The organism is Streptomyces prunicolor NBRC 13075, assembly GCF_000367365.1.
GTDB classification, from domain to species: Bacteria; Actinomycetota; Actinomycetes; order Streptomycetales; family Streptomycetaceae; genus Streptomyces; species Streptomyces prunicolor.
In genome coordinates, this window is the sequence record NZ_BARF01000036.1 from 1 (window position 1) to 11,770 (window position 11,770).

At 69.6% G+C, this 11,770-nt stretch carries 11 protein-coding genes; 8 read left to right on the forward strand and 3 right to left on the reverse strand.

Annotated elements, in window-relative coordinates:
- Positions 1 to 510: 510 nt before the first annotated feature.
- Positions 511 to 1,596, reverse strand: a complete 1,086-nt coding sequence (gene ku, locus SPR02S_RS17020) for a non-homologous end joining protein Ku (protein ID WP_444545438.1) — start codon at positions 1,594 to 1,596, stop codon at positions 511 to 513.
- 106 nt (positions 1,597 to 1,702) lie between these two features.
- Between ku and ligD the strand changes: the two genes are divergently transcribed.
- On the forward strand, positions 1,703 to 2,584 hold the full coding sequence (gene ligD, locus SPR02S_RS17025; RefSeq protein ID WP_019058189.1) for a non-homologous end-joining DNA ligase: 882 nt from the start codon (positions 1,703 to 1,705) through the stop codon (positions 2,582 to 2,584).
- Between the two features lie 38 nt (positions 2,585 to 2,622).
- Here ligD and SPR02S_RS17030 read toward each other — a convergent pair whose 3' ends face one another.
- Positions 2,623 to 3,426 carry a nuclease-related domain-containing protein gene (locus tag SPR02S_RS17030; RefSeq protein WP_019058190.1) on the reverse strand — a complete coding sequence of 268 codons (804 nt, stop codon included), beginning with the start codon at positions 3,424 to 3,426 and terminating at the stop codon, positions 2,623 to 2,625.
- Positions 3,427 to 3,522: 96 nt separating this feature from the next.
- Here SPR02S_RS17030 and SPR02S_RS17035 point away from each other — a divergent pair, with 96 nt between their 5' ends.
- The 6 genes from SPR02S_RS17035 to SPR02S_RS17060 all read left to right on the forward strand — a co-directional run bounded on the left by SPR02S_RS17035 (position 3,523) and on the right by SPR02S_RS17060 (position 9,659).
- Positions 3,523 to 4,029, forward strand: a complete 507-nt coding sequence (locus SPR02S_RS17035) for a protein-tyrosine phosphatase family protein (RefSeq protein WP_026150624.1) — start codon at positions 3,523 to 3,525, stop codon at positions 4,027 to 4,029.
- A gap of 143 nt (positions 4,030 to 4,172) precedes the next feature.
- Complete coding sequence (locus tag SPR02S_RS17040; protein WP_019058192.1) at positions 4,173 to 4,901, forward strand: hypothetical protein; 729 nt, start codon at positions 4,173 to 4,175, stop codon at positions 4,899 to 4,901.
- Entirely contained in the window at positions 4,898 to 6,145 is a 1,248-nt protein-coding gene (locus tag SPR02S_RS17045; RefSeq protein WP_019058193.1) for an ATP-binding protein, read from the forward strand. The genes SPR02S_RS17040 and SPR02S_RS17045 overlap by 4 nt, the downstream gene beginning before the upstream one ends.
- A gap of 163 nt (positions 6,146 to 6,308) precedes the next feature.
- Complete coding sequence (locus SPR02S_RS17050; RefSeq protein WP_019058194.1) at positions 6,309 to 6,773, forward strand: SH3 domain-containing protein; 465 nt, start codon at positions 6,309 to 6,311, stop codon at positions 6,771 to 6,773.
- 61 nt (positions 6,774 to 6,834) lie between these two features.
- Complete coding sequence (locus tag SPR02S_RS17055; RefSeq protein ID WP_019058195.1) at positions 6,835 to 8,193, forward strand: FtsW/RodA/SpoVE family cell cycle protein; 1,359 nt, start codon at positions 6,835 to 6,837, stop codon at positions 8,191 to 8,193.
- An 8-nt stretch (positions 8,194 to 8,201) separates the two neighbouring features.
- Positions 8,202 to 9,659 carry a penicillin-binding transpeptidase domain-containing protein gene (locus SPR02S_RS17060; protein WP_043258333.1) on the forward strand — a complete coding sequence of 486 codons (1,458 nt, stop codon included), beginning with the start codon at positions 8,202 to 8,204 and terminating at the stop codon, positions 9,657 to 9,659.
- A gap of 88 nt (positions 9,660 to 9,747) precedes the next feature.
- Here SPR02S_RS17060 and SPR02S_RS17065 read toward each other — a convergent pair whose 3' ends face one another.
- Positions 9,748 to 10,644 (reverse strand): hypothetical protein, encoded by an 897-nt coding sequence (locus SPR02S_RS17065; RefSeq protein WP_245607569.1) that lies wholly within the window; start codon positions 10,642 to 10,644, stop codon positions 9,748 to 9,750.
- Between the two features lie 152 nt (positions 10,645 to 10,796).
- Between SPR02S_RS17065 and SPR02S_RS17070 the strand changes: the two genes are divergently transcribed.
- Positions 10,797 to 11,735, forward strand: coding sequence for an AurF N-oxygenase family protein (locus tag SPR02S_RS17070; protein WP_019058198.1), 939 nt, complete (start codon positions 10,797 to 10,799; stop codon positions 11,733 to 11,735).
- The last annotated feature ends 35 nt before the right edge of the window (positions 11,736 to 11,770 follow it).

Below are 11,770 nucleotides of genomic sequence, written 5' to 3' on the forward strand. Positions count from 1 at the left end.
CGGGGATCCCGGCAGGAGTCCGTGGGCTACGACGGGCCCGGGGCGGGGAGTTGGAGCAGGACGTGATGGTCGGTCAGGCCTGCGAGGCAGCGGTCTGTGTGGCCTGGTTCCTGCTCTCCTCGCCCCCTGACCGCCACAGGACGCAGCACGCAGCACGCAGCACGCAAGAATCGCCGAGAGTTCGGAAGGTCATCCATGCCATCGAAGTTCTTACCCGTGCCATCGCCGCAAGGTGCTGACGGTGGACGGCCGTTTCGGTCCCATCACCAGCTCGTACTTCTACTTCCAGCTGTACGACTACTCCAATGGCCAAGGCGGCAGTCACACGGGTTGGTGCGCCCCGCGTCCGTAGGCCGATGACCAACCTGGGCGACCCGCTGGGCCCCGCCGCTTGCCATGATCGGGGCCCAGCGGAACATGCTCGATCTCCGCGTCGCCATCGGCGAACGTCCCGCACAGGAACAGGAGTTGGGTAGGCACACGCCGATTTCATGGGCCAAGTGGGTCCGCTCAGGCCGTTCGCTTGCGGGGAGTCGCCTTCTTTGCCGGGGACTTCTTCGCCGTCGTGGTGGACTTGGTCGCCGTCGTCTTTTTGGTCGTCCGCGTCGACTTCTTCGCCGACGCCGACGCCGATGCCGATGCCGGGGACTCGGACTGGCGCTGGGACTGGGACTTCTTTGCCGTTGTCGTCTTCTTCGTTGCCGTGGAGGTCGACTTCTTGCCGGGGGTCTGCTTGGGGGTTGCTCGGGGTGAGATGCGTCTGACCTCGGCCTTCGCTCCCGTTTCCGTACCGTCCGTTTCCTTGGCGTCCGGTTCCTCGCCGCGCGATTCCTTCGCCTCTCGGACGCTTTTCTCCAGGGCCGCCATCAGGTCCAGGACCTTCGCGCCGGGGGCCGGGGACGGGGACGTAGCGGGGTGTTCGCCGGAAGCCTTCGCGGTGATCATTTCCTCCACCGCCTCGCGGTAGTCGTCGTGGAGGTCCGCGAGGTCGACCTCGCCCAGCGTGTCCATCAGGGCGTCCGCGAGGTCGAGTTCCTTGTCCCGGACGGTGACGTTCGTGTCGGGGGCGACGCCCTCGGGGACGCGGATCTCGTCCGGCCAGAGCAGGCCGTGCATGGCGATCACGTCGTCCACCACGCGCAGCATGCCGAGGCGTTCCCGGCCCCGCAGCGCGTACTTCGCGATGGCCACCTTCTGGCTGCGCTTCAGCGCCTCGCGCAGCAGGGTGTACGGCTTGGCCGCGGGGACGCCGTTCGCGGAGAGGTAGTACGCCGCGTCCATCTGGAGCGGGTCGATCCGGTCGGCCGGCACGAACGCCACGATCTCGATCGTCTTCGCCGTCGGGATCGGCAGCTGGGCCAGGTCCTCGTCCGTGATCGGGATCATCGTGCCGTCCGCGTCCTCGTACGCCTTGCCGATCTCGGCCTGGGCGACCTCTCGGTCCTCCAGTTCGCAGACCTTGCGGTACCGGATGCGGCCGCCGTCCTCGGTGTGGATCTGGCGGAAGGAGACGGAGTGGCTCTCGGTCGCGTTCACCAGCTTGATCGGGATGCTGACCAGGCCGAAGGAGATGGCGCCGTTCCATATGGATCGCACCTGCCGCACCCGCCTTCCGATTCCGGCTCGCGATTCCGCCTTACGGTTCCGAATCGCGATTCCGGCTCGCGTCCGGTTCATCACGTTTCCGTGGGATTCTCATCGTATGACGCCGATCACAGAGGTGGAGGGGCGAAGGGTCGCGCTCAGCAACCTGGACAAGGTGCTGTACCCGGCGACCGGCTTCACCAAGGGCGAGGTCCTGCACTACTACGCGACCACCGCCGAGGTTCTGCTGCCCCATCTGCGCGACCGGCCGGTGTCCTTTCTGCGGTACCCGGACGGGCCCGAGGGGCAGATGTTCTTCACCAAGAACGTGCCGCCCGGTACGCCCGACTGGGTCACCACCGCGGAAGTGCCCCGGTCGGAGGGGCCGGCGCGGATGGTGCTCGTGCAGGATCTGGCGTCCCTGATGTGGGCGGCGAATCTCGTCACCGAGTTTCATACGCCGCAGTGGGTGATCGGGGCGCCCGGCCTAGCCGACCGGCTCGTCTTCGACCTTGATCCGGGGGCGCCCGCGACCGTCGTGGAGTGCTGTGAGGTTGCGGTGTGGCTGCGGGAGCGGCTCGCGGCGGACGGGATCGAGGCGTACGTCAAGACGTCCGGGGCGAAGGGGTTGCATGTGCTGGCGGGGCTGACGCCGGTGTCTTCGGAGCGGGCCGTCGAGTACGCGAAGGCGTTGGCCGTGGCGGCGGAGGCGGATCTTCCTCACCTTGTCGTGCACCGGATGACGCGGAGTCTGCGGGCGGGGAAGGTGTTCGTCGACTGGAGTCAGAACGCCGCACGGAAGACCACGGCCGCGCCCTATACGTTGCGGGCACGGGCGGCGGAGTGTGTGTCGGCACCGGTGACGTGGGCGGAGGTGTCGACGTACGGGGACCCGGATCAACTCACTTTCACGGCAAGGGAGTTGGAGGTGCGGCTGCTCGAGTACGGCGATCTGCTGGAACCGTTGCTCGACGCCGGACGAGCGGGAACCCTGCCCTGACGCCACTCGTCCCGTCCCGCCCCGTTCCGCCTATCCCTTCATACCCTCCCCCACGTATGCCGATCCCTCGCCATCGCGTGCAGCGCCTCCACATCCGCCGGCTTCAACACCCCGCCCGTCCTTGCCAGTCCGGACAGTTCCGTGTCCTGGAGTACGCGGACCTCGCGCAGCGGAGTCATCACCCTGACGTCCGCCGGGCCGGACAGGGCGAGGACCGGGTGGACCTCGGCCGTCAGCGCGTACGACGCTCGGGCCGCGTCGGAGCGGGCGCGGCGGAGCAGGGGGAGGGGGTCTCGGCGGCCCAGGGTGACCATGGGGTCGGTGATCTGGACGCGTTGTTTGCGGGCGTAGAGCGTGTGCAGGGCGAAGAGGCCGCCGGGGCCGATCAGCAGGTGGTGGAGGCGGTCGCCGCCGGGGAGGGGGATGGAGTGGAGGGTGTGCCAGCCCGCGCCGTCGAGGTCGTCCAGGGCCATGCCCACCGCCTGTTCCGCGGTCAGGGCGCGGCGGCGGGCGTCCGGGCGGAGGCGGTGTTGGGGGCCCGGGTCGCGGTCGAGGGCCACGTGGAGGGCCTCGCCGGGGCGGTTGGGGGCCAGGTCGTCGTCGGGGTGGAGGGTCAGTCGGGCCAGTTCCGCGGCGGTCGGTACCGGTGGTGGGCCCACCGTGACCGGGCCGGTGAGGAAGGGGCCGAGGGCGTGCAGGACGTCCTCTCTGCGGTCCTCGCTCAGCAGATTGATCCGGGCCGCCTCCCTGTCGTACCAGGCGACGTTCCTTCCGTCCGTGTGACAGACGTACAGCCGTTCCTGACCATGGCGCCAGGTCGGTACGACGCGTAGTCCGCTCATGCGTCATCACCCCTCGACCATGGGAACAGGCGGGGTGCTCAAGGGGCAAGAACCCGGTTACCTTTGGGTCAGTCGCTGGGGCTTGGGGAGGCGCCGTTGCGGACGCGCAGGAAGCAACCCGACGTACCCGCTCCGGACAGTCCGTGGAGCGAGATCACGCCCGGTCTGTGGATGGGCGGTCACGAGTTCAGGGGGCGCTCGGGGCAACTGGAGTTCGCGGTGGTGCGGGACGAGTTCGATCTCGTACAGACGCTGCTACGGCTGCCCGGGCACGGGCCCGACCCCGGTGTCGAGCACCATGTGTGGCCGATTCCGGACGGGCCGCTGGACGGGACGCAGCTGGCCGGCGTGATGCGGCTGGCCGTCGCCGCCTGTGACGCGCTGGAGGAGGGGCGGAAGGTACTCGTCCGCTGCTACTCCGGTTACAACAGGTCGGGCCTGGTCGTCGCCCATGCGCTGGTCCGCCGCGGGTACTCCACGGAGGAGGCGATTCGGCTGATCCGTTCCCGCCGGTCCCCGTGGGCACTGCACAACGAACTGTTCGTCGCGTATCTGCGCACCGGACTGTCCACGGCCCGGCTGCTGGAGGAGCTGGCCGAGTAGGCGAGTAGGCGAGTAGGCGAGTAGGCGAGTAATCGTTCCCTCAACCCACCCGCACATATGAACAAAAAGGACTTCCCTACGAATAGGGTGTACGGGTCCCACACCAGCGCCCCCGCAGGAGAGCAGTGCCACCCCGTCGCCCCGTGCGCGCCACCCGTGCCGCCCGCACCACCGCCGCCGTCGCTCTGCTGCTCGCGACCGCGGTGGCCTGCGGTGACACCGGCGCACTGCAAGGCGCGGGGGCGACCCCGACAGCGACCAGCCCCGCCAAGCTTTGGCCGAATCTGTCGCCCGCCGCCTCCCCCGCCTACGACTTCGACGAGGCGGACACGGAGACCGTGAAGGGCGTCACCGTCCCCGGCGACGACATTCGCGAGGTGGACCCGATCGCCGTCGTACGCGCCGAGATCGCCGCGAACCCGAGTGACTACGGCGGCTCCAAGGCGCCGTATCGGGGGACCGCCGAGCGGATCGGCGACTGCGAGAAGGAGAAGGATGGGGACCGTAGCGCCTGTCCCGTCCTCAAGCCCTACTACCGCGACCTCACCGGCGACGGGCGCGACGACCTCACCCTCGGGTTCCGGCTGCTGCCGACCAAGATGACCGCCGTGCGCGTCTACACCGTCGAGAAGCACCGGCTCGTGCAGGTCATGGCCAACGACGACGCCGTGAGCGGGGTCGAACTGGCCGGGCGTTCGGTGATCATCCGCTCGCCGTCCGAGCTCGCGGGGTACGAGTACCGCGTGCAGTGGACCTGGGACGCGGACCAGAAGGCGATGCTGCTGACGCACGACGAGTTCCTGCGCACGGGCGGCCGTAAGCACGGGGTGCGCCGCGCGACGCCGGTGCCCACCTCCGCGGCGACGCCGTGACGCGGCTCGCGCTGCCCCGGTGGACCGGGACCCTCGCCTTCAAGGCCGCCGTGTTCATCACCGTGATGTGCTGCGCGCTGGCCGCCCTGCTCGGCGTACTCGTCCATGTCTCGGTGACCGACCGGACCGTCGGCCAGGCCCGCGACCTCGCGCTGTCACGGCTGAAGGAGGCGACGACGCAGTACGAGGCCGGGGACTCCCTCGTGCACGGCGCCGGCGTCGATCCCGAGGAAATGCCCCTGCCGCTACGGCAGTTGGCGGCGGCCGGGGAGCGCGGCACGATGGTCGGCAAACGCCGGGGGCACCCCACGATGTGGGCGGCGGGACCGGCCTCCGGCGACCGGGTGCTCGCCGTGGCCGTCGACTACTCGCAGGGCGCCGACACCATCGCCGGACTCGACCGGGCGATCGTCTGGTCCTCGGCGCTGGCGATCGGGGCGACGCTGCTGGTCGGCGCGTTCGCGGTGACCCGGGTGACCCGGCGGTTGCACGGGACGGCGCAGGTCGCCCGGCGGATCAGCGCGGGTGACCTGGACGCGCGGGTGGACGATCCCCGGACGAAGGACGCGACCCTGCCTCAGGACGAGGTGGCCGCGGTGGCCGCCGCGCTGGACACGATGGCGTCCTCGTTGCAGGGGAAGTTGCTGAGCGAGCAGCGGTTCACGGCGGATGTGGCGCACGAGTTGCGTACGCCGTTGACCGGGTTGCACGCGGCGGCCGAGTTGTTGCCTCCGGGGCGGCCGACGGAGCTGGTGCGGGACCGGGTGGCCGCGTTGCGGACGCTCACGGAGGACCTGTTGGAGATCTCCCGGCTCGATACGCGGCGGGAGAAGGTGGAGTTGGACGCGGAGCGGTTGGGGGCGGTGGCCGAGCGGGTGGTGCGGGCGTCGGGGGCGGACGCGGAGGTCGTCGTCGTACGGGATGAGTGGGTGGAGACGGATCGGCGGCGGCTTGAGCGGGTGCTGGGGAATCTTGTCGCCAATGCGTATCGGCATGGGCGGGGGCCGGTTGTGGTGACCGTGGAGGGGGCGGTGGTGGCTGTGCGGGATCACGGGGACGGGTATCCGGAGTACTTGGTTGAGCATGGGCCGCAGCGGTTCCGTACGGAGGGTGGGGCTACGGGGCATGGGCTGGGGTTGACCATCGCGTTGGGGCAGGCGGAGGTACTTGGTGCTCGGCTGGAGTTCAGCAATGTGGACGCCGGTGATGGGGGTGGGGCGCTTGCGACGTTGACGCTCGGATGAGTGGAGAGCGGTAGTTCGTCGGCTGCGGGTCGGTGGGGGCTGGTCGCGCAGTTCCCCGCGCCCCTTCCGGGGCGCTCGTGTGGCCCAGCGTGATGAGCGAAGCTCCCCTCCCCCTCCTAATGTGGCGATAAGTCAGGTTCGCCCCACCCCTGGAGGTTCCCCCATGTCCCTCAGCCTCTCCCTCCGCCGGATCGGTATAGCGGTTGCCGCTGGTGCGCTGGTGACCGCCGCTGCCGTTGCGCCCGCCGTGGCCGATGACGAGTGGGGCGACGAAGACCCGGGCGTCAGCCGTCAGGACGACGGTGGGTGGAACCAGCAGGACGACGACAACTTCGGCGGCCGCGGTGACCACGACAACCAGGGCGACCACGACCACGGCGACCACGACAACCCGCGCCTCTACCGCGGTGTCGTCACGGCCGGTCAACTCGCCCTGCGTTCCCGCCCGGACCGCGGCAGCAGGGTCATCCGGTACGCCTACCGCGGCGAGCACGTCTCGATCTTCTGCAAGACCGGCGGCTCGAACGTCCAGGGCAACCCGCTCTGGTACCTCCTCACGGACGGCACCTGGGCCTGGGGCTCGGCGCGCTACATCGACAACATCGGGCCCGCGCCCCGCTGGTGCTGACGGCCGAGACACACGCATCACCCAAGGCACACAACCCGCACCATTTGGGTAAGTTCCGGACATGACCAACGCCGGAACCACCGTCACAGCGGACCTTCCCACACCCGCTGTACGCCTCCCCCGGCGCCGTGGCATCGAACTCACCCTCATCGTCGTGGCCGTACTTCTCTCCGTGTACGGCTACTGCGCTGTCGGTCTCGCCAAGAACGGCACGGTCCCGCCCGGCGCCGCCGGCTACGGCGCCGGGCTCGGCGTGCTCGCCCTGCTCGCGCACATCGCGGTGCGGCTGCGGGCCCCGTACGCCGACCCGCTCCTCCTCCCTATCGGGGTGCTCCTCAACGGCCTGGGTCTGGTGCTCATCTACCGGCTCGATCTGGAGACCCCCGGCGACCGGGCCGCCCCCACCCAACTCGTCTGGTCCACCCTGGGCGTGACCTTCTTCATCGTCGTGGTCGTCGCCCTCCGCGACCACCGGGTCCTCCAGCGCTACGCCTACGTGTGCGTGGCCGCAGCCCTCGTCCTGCTCACCCTCCCGGTCCTCTTCCCGGCCGTGAACGGTGCCCGGATCTGGATCCGGATCGCCGGATTCTCCATCCAGCCGGGCGAGTTCGCGAAGGTGCTGCTGGCGGTCTTCTTCGCCGCTTACCTCGCCGCCAACCGCAACGCGCTCGCCTACGCCGGGCGTCGCGTGTGGCGCCTCCAGCTCCCCACCGGCCGGGTGCTGGGCCCGATCGTCGCGATCTGGCTGCTGAGCGTCGGCGTCCTGATCCTGGAACGCGATCTGGGCACCTCGCTCCTCTTCTTCGGCCTGTTCGTGACCCTCCTCTACGTCGCCACCGGCCGCACCGGCTGGTTCGCGGTCGGCCTGCTGCTGGCGGCCCTCGGCGCGGTCGCGGTCGGCCGGCTCGAACCGCACGTCCACAGCCGCGTCCTCGACTGGTTGCACCCCTTCGCGTCGATCGACGCGGGCCACGGCCCCAACCAACTCGCCCAGTCCCTCTTCGCGTTCGCGGCCGGCGGCATGCTCGGCACGGGCCTCGGCCTCGGCCACTCGATCCTCATCGGCTTCGCCGCCAAATCGGACTTCATCCTGGCGACAGCGGGCGAGGAACTGGGCCTGGCCGGCCTCTCCGCGATCTTCATCCTCTACGGCCTTCTCGTGGAGCGCGGCTACCGGGCGGGGCTGGCGCTGCGCGACCCCTTCGGGCGGCTGCTCGCGGTCGGGCTCGCCTCGATCGTGGCGCTCCAGGTGTTCGTGATCGCGGGCGGGGTGACGGGCCTGATCCCGCTGACCGGCATGGCGATGCCGTTCCTCGCCCAGGGCGGCTCCTCGGTCGTCACCAACTGGGCGATCGTCGCCCTGCTGATCCGGCTGAGCGACTCGGCCCGCCGTCAGTACGACATCGAGGTGGCCGCGTGACCGACTCCATGACCCGCCACATCCGCCTCGCCGCGGCCTTCTGCACCCTGCTCCTGCTGGCCCTGCTGGTGAACGCCACCCGCGTCCAGGTCTTCCAGTCCCGCACCTACGACGACAACATCGCCAACCGCCGCCAGACCATCGCCCGTTACGACCAGCCACGCGGCGCCATCCTCGTCGGCGGGAAACCGGTCACCGGTTCCCGGGACTCCGGCGAGCAGCTCCGCTACGAACGGACGTACAGGAACGGCCCGTTGTACGCCCCCGTCACCGGCTTCGCCTCGCAGGAGTACGGCACGACGCTCCTGGAGCACTCCGAGGACGGCATCCTCTCCGGCACCGACTCGATGCTCGCGCCGTTCCCCCTGTGGAACGACCTGACCCGCGCCCAGAACCCCGGCGGCAACGTCGTCACCACCCTCAACCCGGCCGCACAGCAGGCGGCGTACGCCGGACTCGGTACGCGCACGGGTGCGGTGGCCGCGATCGAACCGTCCACCGGCCGCATCCTCGCCCTCGTCTCGACCCCGTCCTACGACCCCGGGTCACTGTCGGGCAACGGCCGTTCCGCGAACCGCAGTTGGGCCCGCCTGAACGCCGACCCGGACAAGCCGATGCTCAACCGGGCGGTACGGCAGACCTATCCGCCGGGTTCGACGTTCAAGGTGGTCACCGCGGCGGCGGCGCTGGACGCGGGGGTGGTGACGGACCTGGACGCGGCGACCAACTCCCCCGACCCGTACACCCTCCCCGGCACCTCGACGACGCTCACGAACGAGGGCGACGGCTGCGTGGACGCGCCGCTGCGCTCGGCCTTCGAGTGGTCGTGCAACACGGTGTTCGCGAAGCTGGGGGTGGATGTGGGCGTGCGGGACATGAGCGGCACGGCGGAGGCGTTCGGCTTCAACGACGCCTACGTGAAGATCCCGTTCTCGGTCTCCCCCAGCACCTTCGACACCACGTTGGACAAAGCCCAGTTGGCGCTGTCGTCGATCGGGCAGTACAACACGCGGGCCACGCCGTTGCAGATGGCGATGGTCGCGGCGGCGGTCGCCAACGGCGGGCAGGTGCGGGAACCGTATCTGGTGGAACGGACGACGCGGCGGGGCGGCGAGACGGTGTCGACGGCGGGTTCGCGCCCGGTCCGCCAGGCGATGCACCCGGCAACAGCCGTACAGATGAAGGAACTTATGGAGGACGTCGTCACCGAGGGCACCGGCACCAACGCGGCGATCCCCGGTGCGACCGTCGGCGGCAAGACCGGCACCGCACAGCATGGCATCGGCAACTCCGGTACACCCTATGCCTGGTTCGTGTCCTGGGCGCAGGGCGAGCGGGACATCGAGCCGAAGGTGGCGGTCGCGGTGGTGGTGGAGGACGCGTCGGCGGACCGGTCGGACATCAGCGGGGGCGGGGACGCGGCGCCGATCGCGAAGGCGGTGATGGAGGCGGTGCTCGGTTCGTGAGCGTTCGGTGCGGCGGGAGGCGGTGGCTGCCCTGTGGTGGGTGTCGGCCGGCCACCGCCCCACGGCTCCGGCGGGGTGAGCGGGTCCGTCAGTGGATGGCCTTGCGGGCCTCCGAGCGGACCTGGAGGGTCATCCTCGCGGAGAGCGCCAGGTCCACGTCCTCGGGGTCCTGGGTGAGGGTCTTCGCGGTCATCCAGGCGACGGCCGCCGCGGTGTTGCCGTCCGCCCAGGAGCACGTCGGATAGGTGAGCGTGAGCCCGGACTTCTGCTGGCTGAGCACCTCGCAGGAGATGGTGACACCCCCTTCGGCGAAGTCCTTCCGCGGTACGGCCACGGTCACCCCGGTGGCCTCGCCGGCACCCTTCAGCATGCTGACGCGGGCCTCGTCCGTGTTCTTGAACCGGCCGTACATCCCCGAGAGCGCCAGCGTGCCCTTGCTCGTATCACCGTTCAGGCCGTACGTGCCGACCACACCCACGGTGTCCCTCGCGTCCCAGGCGCCGTCGGCCTCCTCCTCGATCTTCTGCCCCTCGGTGTCGGAGAGGTCGGAGGCGAGTTCGAAACGGCCGTCGACCAGCGTCTTGGGCAACGTCAGCTCGTAGTCGGCCTCGGGAAAGCCGCTGTCGACGTTCTGGCCGATCAGCACGATGGCCACGATGGTCGCCACACCGACACCGATCGCCCCACCGACGACGCCGAGGACGAGCCCGACCCTGCGCTTCTTCGGGGGCGGGAACACGGGCGGAGGGGCACCCCAGCCGTAGGGCTGACCGGGCTGACCGGGCTGAACAGGCTGGCCGTAGGGCTGCTGCGGGTAGGGCGCTCCGTACGGCGAGGCGGGCGGCTGGCCGTACGGCTGTTGCGCATAGGGCTGTTGCGCATACGGCTGTTGCGGTTGGGGCTGTTGCCCGTACGGCGGCTGACCGTACGACTGCTGGCCGTACGGCTGTTGGGGATACGGAGGCTGCTGTGGAGGTGGTGGCATGGACACTCCCCGACCGTACACGCGAACGAACCGACGCCCCTCCGGATAACAAGTCCCGCAGGAGGGATTGACGAGCTTGCTGACAAGCAGTCTCATAAGACCTCGGAGGATGTGACCCCGGGTAACACGCCGATCCGCGAGGTGGGAGAACCATGACGACCCTGACCGAAGCCGACGCGATCGACGGGCTGCGTGACGCGCTCGGCCTGCTCAAGGACCGTGAACAGGTCGCCGAGCGGCTGCTCGCCTCCTCCGCGAAGCACTCCTTCGACCCCGACAAGGAACTGGACTGGGCCGCGCCCTTCGAGGACGGCAAGTGGTTCTGGCCGCCGGAGTTGGTGTCCCTGTACGGCACCCCGCTGTGGAAACGGATGGGCGAGGAGCAGCGCATCCTGCTCTCCCAGCACGAGGCCGCGGCGCTCGCCTCGCTGGGCATCTGGTTCGAGTTGATTTTGATGCAGCTGCTCGTTCGGCACATCTACGACAAGGCGGCGACCAGTGCGCATGTGCGCTATGCGCTGACCGAGATCGAGGACGAGTGCCGGCACTCGAAGATGTTCGCGCGATTGATCTCGCGTGGGGACACGCCCTGGTATCCGGTGAGCCGGGTCCATCAGAACCTGGGGCGGTTGTTCAAGACGGTGTCCACGACGCCCGGTTCGTTCACGGCGACGCTGCTCGGGGAGGAAGTCCTCGACTGGATGCAGAGGTTGACGTTTCCGGATGAGCGGGTGCAGCCGTTGGTCCGGGGGGTCACGCGGATCCATGTCGTCGAGGAGGCGCGTCATGTGCGGTACGCGCGCGAGGAGTTGAGGCGGCAGATGGTGACCGCGCCGCGGTGGTCGCAGGAGTTCACGCGGGTGACCTCCGGGGAGTTCGCGCGGATCTTCTCGATCGCCTTCGTCAACCCCGAGGTCTACACGAACGTAGGGCTTGATCGGGCGGAGGCGGTGGCTCAGGTGCGGGCGAGTGGGCATCGGCGGGAGGTCATGCAGAGCGGGTCGAAGAAGCTGACGGATTTCTTGGACGACATTGGTGTGCTGCGGGGTGTGGGGCGGCGGTTGTGGAAGGCGTCCGGGCTGCTGGCTTGAGTTCATAGTGCCGGCCGGTGGGGGCTGGTCGCGCC